The sequence below is a fragment of the Stenotrophomonas sp. KH_029 genome (assembly GCF_057839765.1).
Map to the genome: position 1 here is coordinate 1,225,577 of NZ_CM174498.1, position 12,836 is coordinate 1,238,412.

Here is a 12,836-nt window from a genome sequence, read left to right on the forward strand (position 1 = left end):
CATGCCGCGCTTCCGCCGTGGGTTCGATGTGCAGCAGGCGCACGACTGGCTGGGCCGGCGCGACCGCCGGCTGGGCACCTGGATGAAGCGGCTGGGCCCGATCGAGGCGCCGCCGGGCTGGAGCAAATCGTTCGACCCGGTCGACGCGCTGGCCCGCGCCATCCTGTTCCAGCAACTCAGCGGCAAGGCCGCCTCGACCATCGTCGGCCGGGTCGAAGCAGCGATCGGCAGCAACCGCCTGCACACCGATACCCTGGGCCGCATCGACGATGCCACGCTGCGCAGCTGCGGGGTATCGGGCAACAAGGCCCTGGCCCTGCGCGACCTGGCCCGGCGCGAGGCGGCCGGTGAGATCCCCGACCTGCGCCGGATGTCGGTGATGGAGCACGACGCCATCATCGACGCGCTGGTGCCGATCCGCGGCATCGGCCGCTGGACCGTGGAAATGATGCTGATGTTCCGCCTGGGCCGCCCGGACATCCTGCCGATCGACGACCTGGGCATCCGCAAGGGCGCCCAGCGCGTGGACAAGGCCGAGGTCATGCCCACTCCGAAGGAACTGCAGGCACGCGGCGAGAAATGGGGCCCTTACCGCACCTATGCCAGCCTGTACCTGTGGCGGATCGCCGATTTCAGCGTGGCGGCCAAAGAGAAGACCAACCGCTCGCAGGAGTGAACGGTATGTAGCTCACTCCGCCGCCGGCGGCTTCGGTGCGAATGCTGGATCATCGCTCAGTCGGGGGCGCGCCGGCTGATGCAGCGCCCGTGCGATGTAACGGTGGGCGCTGAATGTTTCCATGGTGCCCCGAATCATCACGAACACCATGATGATCGTCATGAACAGTCCGGCAGACACCGGGCGCTGGCCGGTGACGAGCATCAGCGTCTGGCCGAGCAGGTAGTAACCGAACAGCAGGCAGGCCACTGCCCGACTGCGCCTGCGTACGCCCCAGGCGCCGCCTAGATACAGGACGACGTCCAGCAGCAGTCCGGCGGCCAACACCATCCTTGGCAGCGACGGCGCGTATGGGTTGTGATTTTTCAGCAGCGGCAACAGCGTAAATAGCATGCTCGCCAGTGAAATGGCTGCCAGAACCAGTGCCGAGATCCACATGATCGTGATCGGACGGGTAATCTCCGCGGGCAGCTTGACCCGCTCGGCAGGGGACGGTGCGACCGGTGCGCTGCTGGCGTGGTAGGGACTGGAATCTTCCATGATTGTGGATCCTGTTGGGTAGTGGCTCAGTCGCCGGCGGGCTGCCAGCACCAGTGCCAGGGTTCGTAGACGATGCCGTGCGGGTTGCCGCGAGGGTAGCTCAACTGGAAACCGAGCCGCGCTGCATGGCCTTGCAGCCACGCAAACGCCGCGGTGTGCTCAAAGCTCTCTTCGGCCGGTGGCTGGCCGGGCGTGCCGATATCCAGTGCAAAGCCGCTGTGGTGTTCGCTGTAGCCGGGCGCGGCATTGACCGTGAGGATGTCGGCAACGGCCAGTCCACGCGCGCGCTTGCGCTCGAAAATACCCAGCTGGTAGGCATGGCTGCGGTAGCCGGAGATCGCATCCAGCGCCACTCCGTCGGCGGCGGCGGCCAGCCGCAGGCGCTGCCAGCCGCGGGCGGCGCCGGCGCGCAGCCACAGCGGGCGGCGGTAGCGGTCGAAGCCGGCCAGCTGCAGTTGCGCCGGTTCTGCTTCCAGCGCCAGGCCGGTCGCGCCTGCATAGGCCTCTGCATCGATACCCAGCTGCAACAACCGTTGCTGCAGGCCGCTGAGCGGCAGCAGGGCCTCGGCCGGCACGCCACGGCCGTGCGCGGTGGTCTGCTGGTCCAGCGCGTCCAGCGCCGCTGCGATGCCGTCCTCGCGCATCAGCCGCGGCACCAGCGGCAGCAGGTCGTGGACCGTGGCCACGGCCAGGTAGCGCCCATCGCGCTTGCGCCGCAGTACCCATTGCGCCCGGGCGAGCGCACGGGCGTCGGCGTTGCTGCGCGCACGCAGCAGGCCGCCGGGCCACAGCTCGATGTCGGCGGTGTTGATCAACAGGGCAGGGGCGCGGCGCATCGGTGCAGCTTAGTGGCTGTGGCCGGACGCGGCCAGCGCCTGCAGCGCCTCCAGCAGCTGGCGCGGCTGTTCCGGGCTGATCACCAGCGCGCTGCCGTCGCGCAGCGGCAGGTACAGCACCCGGCTGGGGTCGGTGACCAGGCAGAACGCCTTGCGCCGGTCGCGCATGCGGAAATGCCCGGACTGGAAGCCCGGCACGGCATAGCCGTTGGTCTTGACCAGCGGCTTGAGGCTGCCGTGTTCGGCCAGGTCCACCACCCGCGCCTGCTCCAGCTGCAGGGCGTCCAGCGCGACCTGTTTGCGGTAGAAAGTGGACACCACCTCCAGCGTGTTGCCCTGCAGGCGGATGCGGCGGCGGAAGTAGGCCCAGCTCACCACCGCCGTGACCAGCAGCAGGAAGGGCAGGGTGAAGCCCAGTTCGTACGCGGTGCGCTGCGACGACTGCAGGGTGGTGGCCACCACCAGCGCCGCACAGCCCAGCATCGGCACCCACAGCCACAGCCACAGCAGGCGCCAGATCGAGGCGGGGGCTACCGCGAAGTCGCGCTCGACAGCGGTTGCTACGGCCATCTCAGGCCTCCTTCTTGAAGATCAGCACTGCCACGCCCATCGGCCGGGTCTGCAGCACGTTCACCAATTCCCAGCCGAGCTGGCCATGGCGATCGAGTTCGGTCTGCATGTCTTCGGGCTTCAACCCCGTCCAGGACGGCTTCACCTCGACGGTCGGATAGCTCCAGCGTTTGCTCATTGCTTGCTCTCCTTGCCTGGGGGGGCTTTGGGCAGGCGCCCGGCCTTGCGCAGCGCATCGCGCAGCAGATACTCGATCTGCGCGTTGCCGCTGCGCAGCTCGTCGTCGGCCCAGCGCTGCACGGCCGCGAGGATCTGCGCGTTGATGCGCAGCGGGTAGGCTTTCTTCTCGCTCATGGGATCAGTACAACGAGCCTGCGTTGATCACCGGCTGGGTGCCGCGGTCCGAGCACAATACGGTGAGCAGGTTGCTGACCATCTGCGCCTTGCGCTCCTCGTCCAGCTGCACCACGCCGTTCTTCTGCAGTTCGGTCAGGGCCATTTCGACCATCCCGACCGCACCGGCCACGATCCGCGTGCGCGCGGCGATCACCGCATTGGCCTGCTGGCGCTGCAGCATCGCCTGGGCGATTTCCGGCGCATAGGCCAGGTGGCTGATGCGCGCGTCGATCACCTGCACACCGGCATCGGCCAGGCGCTCGGCCAGTTCGTCCTTGAGGTGCTGGGAGATTTCGGCGGCGTGGCTGCGCAGCGACAGCTGGCCGTCCTCGTGCTGGTCGTAGGGGTAGCTGGTGGCCATCGCACGCAGCGCCGATTCGGACTGGATGTGCACGAAGCTCTCGTAGTCGTCCACGTTGTAGACCGCCTCGGAGGCGTCCACCACCTGCCAGACGATCACCGCGGCGATCTCGATCGGGCTGCCGTCCAGTTCGTTGACCTTGAGCTTGCCGCTTTCGAAGTTGCGCACGCGCTGGCTGACCGTCTTCTTGGCGAAGAACGGGTTGTTCCAGCGCAGGCCGTTGTCCTTGACCGTGCCCATGTACTTGCCGAACAGGCTGAGTACGGCCACCTGGTTGGGCTGCACGGTGTACAGGCCGGTCAGGCTGAGCAGGGCCAGCACGGCCAGGGCCACGCCGCCCAGCATCATCGGCGGGGAGGCGGGGAGGGCCCTGGCCCCGGCGAAGAACAGCCAGGCCGCCAGCCCGAGCAGGACCAGCACCAGCAGCAGGAAGGGCAGGCCGGACAGGGAGCGGAGGGGCTTTTCTTTCATGGCGGGCGTCCTTGGGTGGTTGTGGGCGAAGATATCAAAGTGATATCAACATTCAAGCCGCGCCGCAGCAACCCGGCCCCGAACCCGGCTGGCCGCAACAGCGCCGAAGCACGCACCAATGAGGGTAGATCCACGCCATGCGTGGAAACCGCGCGCCAGCGCGGCGCCGGCCCCCGAAGCCCGCATCCCGCCCGCACCCGCCGCCCCGGCCAACGTTCACCCCTACCGAAGCGGCGGCCGTACCGCCCCCGCCCAAAGCCCGCCCAAAGCCCTAAAATGCCCACCCACCCCTGTTGCCCGGATCCGCCATGACCACGCTCGGCACGCCGCTGTCTCCCTCCGCCACCCGCGTCCTGCTGCTGGGCTCGGGCGAACTGGGCAAAGAGGTCGCCATCGAGCTGCAGCGGCTGGGCGTGGAGGTGATTGCCGCCGACCGCTACGCCGATGCCCCGGCGATGCAGGTCGCGCACCGCGCGCATGTGATCGACATGCTCGATGCGATGGCCCTGCGCGCGCTGATCGCGCAGGAGCGGCCGCACCTGGTGGTGCCGGAGATCGAGGCGATCCACACCGAAACCCTGGTCCAGCTGGAACAGGAAACCGGCCTGCGCGTGGTGCCCACCGCACGCGCGGCGCGGCTGACCATGGACCGTGAAGGCATCCGCCGGCTGGCTGCCGAGACCCTGGGCCTGCCGACCTCGCCGTACCGTTTCGTCGATACCGAAGCGGAGTACCGCGCTGCGGTGGCCGCGATCGGCCTGCCGTGCGTGGTCAAGCCGGTGATGTCGTCCTCGGGCAAGGGCCAGAGCACCCTGCGCAGCGAAGCGGAGATCGGCCCGGCCTGGGAGTATGCGCAGACCGGTGGCCGTGCCGGCGCCGGCCGCTGCATCGTCGAGGGCTTCATCGACTTCGACTACGAGATCACCCTGCTGACCGTGCGGCATGCCGCCGGCACCTCGTTCTGCGCGCCGATCGGGCATTGGCAGAAGGACGGCGACTACCGCGAGAGCTGGCAGCCGCAACCGATGTCGCCGCGCGCGCTGGCCCGCGCCGAAGAAATCTCGCAGGCGATCACCGACGACCTCGGTGGCTGGGGGCTGTTCGGCGTGGAGCTGTTCGTGAAGGGCGACCAGGTGTGGTTCAGCGAAGTCTCGCCGCGCCCGCACGATACCGGCCTGGTTACCCTGGCCTCGCAGGAACTGAGCGAGTTCGCCCTGCACGCGCGCGCCATCCTCGGCCTGCCGATTCCGTTGATCCGCCAGAACGGCCCGTCGGCCTCATGCGCGATGCTGGCCCACGGCGAAGGCGTGCCGTTGTTCAGCAACGTGGCCGGGGCGCTGGTGCACCCCGATTCGGCGTTGCGCCTGTTCGGCAAACCCAGCGTGCATGGCCATCGGCGGGTGGGCGTGACCCTGGCGCGTGGCGAGGACATCGACACCGCGCGCAAGATCGCGCGTGAAGCGGCCGAGGCGATCGGGATCGAGCTGCGCTGATCGAGCATGCGACGACCAACGGTCGTCGCCTACCGCGGTAGGTACCGACCGTGGGTCGGTACGCTGCTGTCAACGCACGTCCACCCACACCAGGTGATGGTCGCTGCCATCGGCGATCTTCGCCTGTGGGCTTTCGTTGGCCGGCCAGAACACGCCGCTGCCGATGAATTCAAAACCCACTGACGGCAGCACGTAATCCAGGCGCATGGTGCCGGACTTGGGGCCGAAATCGCCGGTGGCATGGAACGGCGCGCCGCGTCGCACGATGCCCTTTTCGGCGTAGGCCAGGCTGGTCTGTTCGGCACCCACGCTGCGCGGAGTGGGGTAGCGCAGCACGCGCGGGTGCTCGATCAGCTCCACGATGGCGTCGTGGCGGCCATCGCCGTCGACCGGATCGTTGTTGAGGTCGCCCAGGATCACGAAGCGTGCCTCCTGTGCCAGCCCGCCGCAGTGGCCGCGGTCATCGCACAGCCACGGCTTGTCGCCGGCCGACAGGTATTCCCGCCACAGCCGCAGTTCGTCGTGGTTGCGCGCCGCGTTGCGCTTTTCCGGGCCGTCGAACACCGGCGGGGTCGGGTGCGAAACCAGCGCATGCACCACGCCGCCGGGCATGGCCACCGGCACGTCCCAATGCGACTTGGACGACAACCGCAGCTGCGACCACACCTGGTCGGTGTGGAACGGGTTGCCGGTGCGCGGGTCGATCGGGCGCAACGCGCCGGGCATCGCGCTCCACTTCAGCAGCTGGAAGCTGCGCACCTTCGCTGCATCGATCGGGTAGCGCGACAGGACCAGCATGCCGTACTGGCCCGGGTGCAGGCCGTAGCCCCAGGCGTCGTTGCCGCGCGCGCGGCCGTCGCCGCCGATTTCACCGTTGTTGTCCAGGTCCAGCCCGCTCGGCACGCCGGTGTTGACCGGGGCCAGGTAGCGGTAGGCGTAGTGCAGCGGTTCGCCACCGCCGGGCTGGGCGGTTTCCAGGTACCGCTGCTGGAACAGGTCGGCGGCGCGATGCGCATCGTCGTAGTCGAACTCGTTGAGCAGCACCAGGTCCGGGCGGACCTGCTGCAGCACCGCGGCGATCTTGCGCGCGTGCGCGCTGTCGCCCTCCAGCTCGGCGATCAGGCCGCCGGTCTCGTCGCTGTACAGCGAGGTGTTGTAGGTGGCGATCCGCAGCGGCGCGGCAGGGGCTTCCGGCATGGCAGCGGTCTTGGCGGGGGTCTGGGCGCAGGCGCTGCACAGCGGGGCCAGGGCGAGGAGCAGGGAATGGGCTTTCATGCGCCTATTCTGCACCCAAGCCGGTGTCAGGGATGCGTCAGCGGCCGTCCAGGTCGTCGTCGAATTCGTGCCAGCGGCGGCCGTCGTAGGCCTCCAGCGGGCGGAAGCGGCGCTTGTAGTCCATCTTGCGATGGTCGCGGATCCAGTACCCCAGGTACAGGTGCGGCAGCTGCTCGCGCCGGGCCCAGGCGATCTGCTGCAGGATGGCGAAGGTGCCCAGGCCGCGCGGCGCGTGGTCGGGGTCGAAGAAGGTGTACACCGCCGACAGGCCCTGCGCGGTGACGTCGGTCACCGCCACGCCCAGCAGTTCGCCACGCTGGCCGGCCCGGCCCGGTGCGCGCAGTTCCATGAAGCGGCCCTGCGACCATTGCCCGATCAGGAACTGGTCGAACTCGTGCGGGCCATGTTCGTCCATGCCGCCCTGGGCGTGGCGGTGGGTCAGGTAGCGGTGGTACAGCGCGAACTGTTCTTCGGTCTGCTCGGCGGCCACGATCCGTACTTCCAGGTCGGCATTGCGTGCCAGGCAGCGGCGCTGGCTGCGGTCCGGGGCGAAGCGCGCCACCGGGACGCGTACCGACACGCAGGCGTGGCAGTTGGCGCAATGGGGGCGGTAGACCAGGTCGCCGGAGCGGCGGAAGCCCCAGCTCAGTGCCATCGGGTAGAGCGTGCCCAGGCGGGTATCGCTGGGGTCGAGCACCAGGTCGCGCGCGGCCCGGTCCGGCCAGTAGCCACAGGGGTGGTCGCCGGTCTGGAACAGTCGCAGCTCGTCGTCGCGGTCGCCGTGTATCGCCATGCCCACAGCATAGCGCCGGGGTGTCGCAGGCGGCGCGACTGTCTGCCACATGAACATGGCCGGGGCCGGTGTCAACCCGGACGGCACCCGGGCGTTGTTACCGCTGTGGGTGCCGATGCACCGCACGCCGATTTCCCCCTTTACCGGAGCGACCCATGCGCAACCGCAAATCCCTTCTGCTGCTGGCCCTGCTGCTGTCCACCGGCGCCGCCGGCCTGGCGGTGGCCGCCGACACCCCCGCCGCCGCCGACAAGCCGGCCCGCGCCAAGCTCGACAGCAACGGCGATGGCTTCATCGACCGTTCCGAGGTGGCCAAGGCGCCGCGCCTGGCCGCGCAGTTCGATGCGCTGGACACCAACAAGGACGGCAAGCTCTCGCGCGACGAACTGCCGCGCTGGCACGGCCAGCGCCACGGCCGCGGCCCGGGCGGCCATGGCGATTGGATGGCCAGGCTGGACACCGACAAGGACGGCCGCATCAGCCGCGAAGAGGCCCAGGCCGAGCCGCGCCTGGCCGCGCGTTTCGATGCGATGGACGTCAACAAGGACGGCTACCTGGACAAGGCCGACCGCCAGCTGCGTTCGCAGCAGCACCGTGATGCCTGGTTCACCGCTGCCGATACCAACAAGGACGGCCAGCTCAGCAAGGCCGAGTTCGATGCGGCCAAGGGCCCGTTCGCCGGCGCGCGCGGCGAGCGCCACGGTGGCAGGCCGCCGATGCCGCCGAAGGCGCCGGCCGCAAAGTAAGCCTTCATTGCAGTACGCCACGGGCGCCGGTCATCGACCGGCGCCCGCCTGGTTTACAGCCGGCCGCTGTGCACCAGGCTGTACAGCACCATGCCGGCCACGCCCAGGGTGACCAGCACGATCGCCGCGCGGCCATACATCAGCTGGTATTTCCAGTTCGGCCCGCGCCGGCCATGCCGCGCCGCATCGCGCGCCAGCATCGGCGCCATCACCTTCTGCAGCGGGAACAGGCACTGGTAGTTGACCGCGCCCATGCCCAGCGCCATCGCGGCCAACAGCATCCACACCGGTGCCTGCAGCATGCTCAGCATCAGCACCGACACGCACATCGCCATCGCGGTGACGCTGCTGAGCACCACGAACTGGCGGATCTGCTCACGCTCGCCCGGGCTTTCGGCGTACGACAACAGGTAGCGCCCGCCCAGGTAACTGCCGAGCATGCCGCCGGCCAGGCCACCGATGACCGCGCCCAGGCTCATCAACTGCCCCGGCACGGCATTCTGGCTGAGCGCGGCGCTAAGCGAACCCAGGGCGGTGCCGCCGGACAGGGTGGCGCCGCCCAGGCCGAGCTTGCCGGTGCCCAGCCCGGTGCCCAGCAGGATCGCGGCACTGGCGGTGCCCGGTGCGGCGATCATCAGCACGGAGGCCACGGTGGTGGCGAAGGCGGCGCTGGGCGCACTGCTGCGCGCTAATTCGCCGAAACGGCGCAGCATCTCCTCGCGCACGCTGGCCCGGGCACGCGACAGCCGCTTGCGCACCGCCGCATCGCTCAGCCCCAGCAGGTCGGCCACCTGCTGCGAGCTCTGGCCTTCGCGGTAGTACAGCAGAAGGGTTTCGCGGCTGTCTTCGGGCAAGGCGGAAATGATCTCTTCGGCGGCCAGTTCTTCCTCCACCCGCTGCCAATGCTCCGGTGCGCTCGGGCCGGGGTCGGCGGCCATGCTGATGGCGATCTCGGCCGCTTCGCCGGACAGCGGCCGGCCGTGGTTGGCGCGCAGCCAGTCGCGGGCCAGGTTGCGGGTGATCTGGCGCAGCCAGGGCAGGAAACTGGACGGGCTGTGCAGCTGGTTGAGCTGCTGCCAGGCCTTGATGAAGGCTTCCTGGGCGATGTCCTCGCTGGCCTGCACGTCGCGGGTGATCGCCAGCGCGATCGCGGTCACGGTGTTCTGGCAGGCCAGTACGATCCGGCCATAGGACTGCTGGCAGCCGCTGGCGGCGGCCGGCAGTTCGCGTTCCAGGGTGGTGCTCAGCAGCAGCGTCATGGTGTCCGTCCCGGGGGTGATCCGAGTATGACGGCGGCCGCGCCGGAATGTGACCGGGCCGGGGTGGATCGGCAGGCCATGCATTCGCCATGCCGATTGGCGGCTACTGGCAGGGGCGCTCCCCGGATGACTGCACGTGGTGCTTCCCGGCCGGTGGCGGGCATGGCCTTGGCTGGAGAGGGGCGTCTGCTTCGGTGCAGATCATGCGTTCGCTGCACCGATGGGCGGTATCGGCAGTCGTTTGGGAACCGACCCTACCGACGGCCACCGGGCAACGCTCGGTAGGATCGCTCCCCGGACGACTGCACGTGGTGCTTCCCGGCCGGTGGCGGGCATGACCCTGGCCGGAGAGGGGCGTCTGCTTCGGTGCAGGTCATGCGTTCGCTGCACCGATGGGCGGTATCGGCAGTCGTTTGGGAACCGACCCTACCAGGGCGGTCCATGCCCATGCGCCCGGCCCCTGTGGCATGCCGTTCGCTGCGCGACGTTACGGCTTCTGTGCCGGCTGGATGCGTACCCGGACTTCTTCCTGTTCCGGCGGCGTTGCCTGCGCCGGGGCGGGGGTGGTGGCCGGTTGCACTGCCGGGGCCATGGTCGGGGCACTGCGGTGGCGCAGCACCACCACCATCGCCACCGCGGCGATCACCAGCAGCAGGCCGATGCGGATCCGCCAGGCCCAGTTGCGGCGCGGGGCGATCTCGCCGGCCTGCTCGCGGAAGGCGAATTCGGCGGTGGGGTGGTCGCGCCGGGTGGTTTCCAGCAGGCGCGCCTCGCGCAGGATTTCGCGTGCGCGTGGCTGGTCATTGGCGTGGACCACCCACAGGGTGGGGTGGGTAGTGGCCTTGCTGGTATCCAGATAGCTGAACTGGCTGCCGCGCTTGCTGTGGTACGAGCGGCCATTGGTGATGCGCACCTCGATGCCGGCATCGCGCAGCAGCTTGGCCACGCCTTCCACGGTTTCCACGCGCTGGCTGTTGAAGATCTGTCTCATGTCAGTCCTTGGCCGGCACAGCGGCGGCTGCGGCACTGTCGGGAACCACGCGGATCAGGCCTTCCTGCGCGGTGCTGGCCACCAGCACGCCCTGCCGGGTGAAGAACTGACCGCGGGCCAGGCCACGCGAGTCCTGCGCGCTGGGGCTGTCCAGCGAGTACAGCAGCCAGTCGTCGGCGCGGAACGGGCGGTGGAACCAGATCGCGTGGTCGAGCGAGGCCATCTGCACGTGCGGCTGGTAGTAGCTGATGCCGTGCGGGAAGGTGGCGGTGCCGAGCAGATGGAAGTCCGAGGCATAGGCCAGCAAGGCCTGGTGCAGCTCGGGCGCGTCACCGACGCGTTCGTTCAGGCGCAGCCAGACTTGGTGGTAGGGCGGGCGCTTGGGCGGGTTGAGTTCGTCGCGCGGGTAGACATGGCGGAACTCGAACGGGCCGCCACGCGAGAGCCAGCGTTGCACCTTGATCGGCAGCCGCTCCAGCACTTCCGGCGGTACCGGGCGGTTGGGCTCGATGTCTTCCGGCTGTGGTACCTCGGGCATCTTGTGCTGGTGCTCGGCCCCGCTTTCGGCCTGCTGGAACGAGGCCGCGCAGAAGAAGATCACCTTGCCGTGCTGGATCGCGGTGACCCGGCGCACCGAGAAGCTGCCGCCATCGCGGGTGCGGTCCACGTCGTAGACGATCGGGTGGTCGATATTGCCGGCGCGCAGGAAATAGGCATGCAGCGAGTGCACGTGGCGACCGTTCTCGACCGTCTTCTGGGCGGCGGACAGGGCCTGGCCCAACACTTGCCCACCGAACACGTACTTGGTGCCGATATCGCGGCTTTGGCCACGGAACAGGTTGTCTTCCAGGCGCTCGAGCGTGAGCAGGTCGATCAGCTCGGAGACGACGGGTTCATGCGTGTCGGACAAGGGAGGCAACCGGCAGGGGGGATGGACCCGAATTATAGGGTAGTGCCGGCCAACGGCTGGGAATACGGGGCGCGTTGGAAGGGAAAGCCCCCTGAGTCAGGGGGCTGCCGCGAAGCGGCGGGGGTGTGGGTGGTGGTAAGAGGGGCCCGCGGTTTGCGAAGCGAACCGTGGGGCGGCAGCGCGCATGCGGGGACGTTTACCCCTTGCCCAGCCTGGCGACCAGCCCGTGCAGCGCCTGCTGGGCATCCGGGGCGTACCAGGCCTCGACGAAGCGGTCCAGCTGGATCAGGTCGGCGTGCAGCGCTTCATGCAGATCCGCGCGGGCGATGGTGCGGGTCAGCAGCATCGGTTGGCGCGGCAGCTTCAGCAGACCCTGCAGCCAGGCCACGGCGCGGGCGACGACCTGATCGGCGTCGACCACTTCGTCGACCAGCCCGATCTGCAGCGCACGCTCGGCCGGCACCATTTCGCCGCCGACCAGCAGGGTGGTGGCCCGATGGTGACCGACAACGCGACGCATCAGGCGCTGGATGCCTTCCGGCGCGACCAGCCCGACCTGCACTTCATTCAGGCCGATCACCGTGGGATGGGCGTCATCGGGGCTGCGGGCGATGATCCGGTAGTCGCAGCACAGGGCCAGCACGCAGCCACCGGCCGGGGCGTGCCCGGTCAGCGCAGCCACCACCGGCACCCGGCACTCGGCCAGGGTGCGCACCGCGCCGAAGAAGGCCTGCCAGCTGTCCAGCAGCTTGTGCTTGTCCTCGCCATGGCCGAGCAGGTGCGGCACGTCCATGCCGGCACTGAAGATGCGCTCGCTGCCCGACAGCACAATGCCGTGCGCGTCATCGGTCATGGCCTGGTTGACCGCGTGGATCAGGTGACGGCACAGCTCGGTATCCAGTGCATTGACCGGCGGGCGCGCCAGCCGCAGTTCGCGGATGGGGCCATGGTTGATCACCTCGATAAGCGTCGTCATGCTGCGATCTCGTTGCGGACGGGAAACTGAGGCGATGATAACCAAACCATTCGTGTGCGTATTGTTGGGGCTGTGTGCATTCGCAGCATCGGCCGCTGCGGCCGAGCCGGCGTGTGTGACCCTGCGTGCCGGCTGGATACGGCTGCCACCGGGGGCCATGCCGATGGCGGCCGGTTACGGGCAGATCCGCAATGACTGCCGCAGTGCGGTGGTGGTGGTCGGTGCCGGCAGCAAGGCGTTCGGCGATGTCTCGCTGCACGAAACCACGCTGGTCGGCGGGGTCAGCCGGATGCGCGCAGTGGAGCGGTTGCCGATCGCGGCGGGCGCCACGGTCGAGCTCAAACCGGGTGGCCTGCACCTGATGCTGATGCAGCCGGAGGTGGCCGTGAAGGAAGGCGCCGCGCTGCCGCTGCGGCTCAGCCTGGAAGACGGGCGCAAGGTGGATGGGGTATTACAGGTGCGGAAGGTGGCGCCATGAATTCGCGTACCGACCAACGGTCGTTGCCTACCGGGGTTCCCTACCGGTAGGCAACGACCGTTGCT

At 69.0% G+C, this 12,836-nt stretch carries 16 protein-coding genes; 4 read left to right on the top strand and 12 right to left on the bottom strand.

Annotated features, from left to right (window positions below; all coding sequences use genetic code 11):
• The first annotated feature begins 1 nt into the window (after position 1).
• On the top strand, positions 2-676 hold the full coding sequence (locus AC3ITM_RS05700; RefSeq protein WP_489269041.1) for a DNA-3-methyladenine glycosylase family protein: 675 nt from the start codon (positions 2-4) through the stop codon (positions 674-676).
• Positions 677-688: 12 nt separating this feature from the next.
• Here AC3ITM_RS05700 and AC3ITM_RS05705 read toward each other — a convergent pair whose 3' ends face one another.
• Genes AC3ITM_RS05705 through AC3ITM_RS05730 form a run of 6 tightly spaced genes read right to left on the bottom strand, consistent with a single transcriptional unit; the run spans position 689 to position 3,850 of the window.
• Positions 689-1,216, bottom strand: a complete 528-nt coding sequence (locus tag AC3ITM_RS05705; protein ID WP_489269042.1) for a hypothetical protein — start codon at positions 1,214-1,216, stop codon at positions 689-691.
• 26 nt (positions 1,217-1,242) lie between these two features.
• A complete protein-coding gene (locus AC3ITM_RS05710) occupies positions 1,243-2,052 on the bottom strand; it encodes a M15 family metallopeptidase (RefSeq protein ID WP_489269043.1) in 810 nt (269 codons plus the stop codon).
• Between the two features lie 9 nt (positions 2,053-2,061).
• A complete protein-coding gene (locus tag AC3ITM_RS05715; protein ID WP_489269044.1) occupies positions 2,062-2,622 on the bottom strand; it encodes a PH domain-containing protein in 561 nt (186 codons plus the stop codon).
• 1 nt (position 2,623) lies between these two features.
• Entirely contained in the window at positions 2,624-2,800 is a 177-nt protein-coding gene (locus tag AC3ITM_RS05720) for a DUF4177 domain-containing protein (RefSeq protein ID WP_489269045.1), read from the bottom strand.
• Positions 2,797-2,976: a type II toxin-antitoxin system antitoxin gene (locus AC3ITM_RS05725; protein ID WP_489269046.1), complete on the bottom strand. Its 180-nt coding sequence runs from the start codon at positions 2,974-2,976 to the stop codon at positions 2,797-2,799. The genes AC3ITM_RS05720 and AC3ITM_RS05725 overlap by 4 nt, the downstream gene beginning before the upstream one ends.
• Before the next feature lie 4 nt (positions 2,977-2,980).
• Complete coding sequence (locus AC3ITM_RS05730; protein WP_489269047.1) at positions 2,981-3,850, bottom strand: SPFH domain-containing protein; 870 nt, start codon at positions 3,848-3,850, stop codon at positions 2,981-2,983.
• Between the two features lie 308 nt (positions 3,851-4,158).
• Between AC3ITM_RS05730 and purT the strand changes: the two genes are divergently transcribed.
• A complete protein-coding gene (gene purT / locus AC3ITM_RS05735; protein WP_489269048.1) occupies positions 4,159-5,343 on the top strand; it encodes a formate-dependent phosphoribosylglycinamide formyltransferase in 1,185 nt (394 codons plus the stop codon).
• Positions 5,344-5,412: 69 nt separating this feature from the next.
• Here the strand turns inward: purT and AC3ITM_RS05740 are convergent, their stop codons facing one another.
• Positions 5,413-6,618, bottom strand: coding sequence for an endonuclease/exonuclease/phosphatase family protein (locus tag AC3ITM_RS05740; protein ID WP_489269049.1), 1,206 nt, complete (start codon positions 6,616-6,618; stop codon positions 5,413-5,415).
• A 37-nt stretch (positions 6,619-6,655) separates the two neighbouring features.
• Positions 6,656-7,411 carry an arginyltransferase gene (locus tag AC3ITM_RS05745; RefSeq protein ID WP_228886303.1) on the bottom strand — a complete coding sequence of 252 codons (756 nt, stop codon included), beginning with the start codon at positions 7,409-7,411 and terminating at the stop codon, positions 6,656-6,658.
• A gap of 155 nt (positions 7,412-7,566) precedes the next feature.
• Between AC3ITM_RS05745 and AC3ITM_RS05750 the strand changes: the two genes are divergently transcribed.
• Complete coding sequence (locus AC3ITM_RS05750; protein ID WP_489269050.1) at positions 7,567-8,157, top strand: EF-hand domain-containing protein; 591 nt, start codon at positions 7,567-7,569, stop codon at positions 8,155-8,157.
• Between the two features lie 53 nt (positions 8,158-8,210).
• Here the strand turns inward: AC3ITM_RS05750 and AC3ITM_RS05755 are convergent, their stop codons facing one another.
• The 4 genes from AC3ITM_RS05755 to AC3ITM_RS05770 form a co-directional block, all read right to left on the bottom strand.
• A complete protein-coding gene (locus AC3ITM_RS05755; RefSeq protein ID WP_489269051.1) occupies positions 8,211-9,416 on the bottom strand; it encodes an RNA polymerase sigma factor in 1,206 nt (401 codons plus the stop codon).
• Between the two features lie 487 nt (positions 9,417-9,903).
• On the bottom strand, positions 9,904-10,407 hold the full coding sequence (locus tag AC3ITM_RS05760; RefSeq protein WP_489269052.1) for a putative signal transducing protein: 504 nt from the start codon (positions 10,405-10,407) through the stop codon (positions 9,904-9,906).
• 1 nt (position 10,408) lies between these two features.
• Entirely contained in the window at positions 10,409-11,317 is a 909-nt protein-coding gene (gene tesB, locus AC3ITM_RS05765) for an acyl-CoA thioesterase II (RefSeq protein ID WP_489269053.1), read from the bottom strand.
• 196 nt (positions 11,318-11,513) lie between these two features.
• Positions 11,514-12,293, bottom strand: a complete 780-nt coding sequence (locus tag AC3ITM_RS05770) for an enoyl-CoA hydratase/isomerase family protein (RefSeq protein ID WP_489269054.1) — start codon at positions 12,291-12,293, stop codon at positions 11,514-11,516.
• Positions 12,294-12,327: 34 nt separating this feature from the next.
• On the opposite strand from AC3ITM_RS05770, the gene AC3ITM_RS05775 reads away from it, so the two are divergent.
• A complete protein-coding gene (locus AC3ITM_RS05775) occupies positions 12,328-12,771 on the top strand; it encodes a copper chaperone PCu(A)C (RefSeq protein WP_489269055.1) in 444 nt (147 codons plus the stop codon).
• Positions 12,772-12,836 lie beyond the last annotated feature (65 nt).

What these genes read in the sequence shown, in the direction of transcription:
- AC3ITM_RS05700 (WP_489269041.1), top strand. Translation starts at nt 2, where the DNA reads ATGCCGCGCTTCCGCCGTGGGTTCGATGTGCAGCAGGCGCACGACTGG.
- AC3ITM_RS05705 (WP_489269042.1), bottom strand. Translation starts at nt 1,216, where the DNA reads ATGGAAGATTCCAGTCCCTACCACGCCAGCAGCGCACCGGTCGCACCG.
- AC3ITM_RS05710 (WP_489269043.1), bottom strand. Translation starts at nt 2,052, where the DNA reads ATGCGCCGCGCCCCTGCCCTGTTGATCAACACCGCCGACATCGAGCTG.
- AC3ITM_RS05715 (WP_489269044.1), bottom strand. Translation starts at nt 2,622, where the DNA reads ATGGCCGTAGCAACCGCTGTCGAGCGCGACTTCGCGGTAGCCCCCGCC.
- AC3ITM_RS05720 (WP_489269045.1), bottom strand. Translation starts at nt 2,800, where the DNA reads ATGAGCAAACGCTGGAGCTATCCGACCGTCGAGGTGAAGCCGTCCTGG.
- AC3ITM_RS05725 (WP_489269046.1), bottom strand. Translation starts at nt 2,976, where the DNA reads ATGAGCGAGAAGAAAGCCTACCCGCTGCGCATCAACGCGCAGATCCTC.
- AC3ITM_RS05730 (WP_489269047.1), bottom strand. Translation starts at nt 3,850, where the DNA reads ATGAAAGAAAAGCCCCTCCGCTCCCTGTCCGGCCTGCCCTTCCTGCTG.
- purT (WP_489269048.1), top strand. Translation starts at nt 4,159, where the DNA reads ATGACCACGCTCGGCACGCCGCTGTCTCCCTCCGCCACCCGCGTCCTG.
- AC3ITM_RS05740 (WP_489269049.1), bottom strand. Translation starts at nt 6,618, where the DNA reads ATGAAAGCCCATTCCCTGCTCCTCGCCCTGGCCCCGCTGTGCAGCGCC.
- AC3ITM_RS05745 (WP_228886303.1), bottom strand. Translation starts at nt 7,411, where the DNA reads ATGGCGATACACGGCGACCGCGACGACGAGCTGCGACTGTTCCAGACC.
- AC3ITM_RS05750 (WP_489269050.1), top strand. Translation starts at nt 7,567, where the DNA reads ATGCGCAACCGCAAATCCCTTCTGCTGCTGGCCCTGCTGCTGTCCACC.
- AC3ITM_RS05755 (WP_489269051.1), bottom strand. Translation starts at nt 9,416, where the DNA reads ATGACGCTGCTGCTGAGCACCACCCTGGAACGCGAACTGCCGGCCGCC.
- AC3ITM_RS05760 (WP_489269052.1), bottom strand. Translation starts at nt 10,407, where the DNA reads ATGAGACAGATCTTCAACAGCCAGCGCGTGGAAACCGTGGAAGGCGTG.
- AC3ITM_RS05770 (WP_489269054.1), bottom strand. Translation starts at nt 12,293, where the DNA reads ATGACGACGCTTATCGAGGTGATCAACCATGGCCCCATCCGCGAACTG.
- AC3ITM_RS05775 (WP_489269055.1), top strand. Translation starts at nt 12,328, where the DNA reads ATGATAACCAAACCATTCGTGTGCGTATTGTTGGGGCTGTGTGCATTC.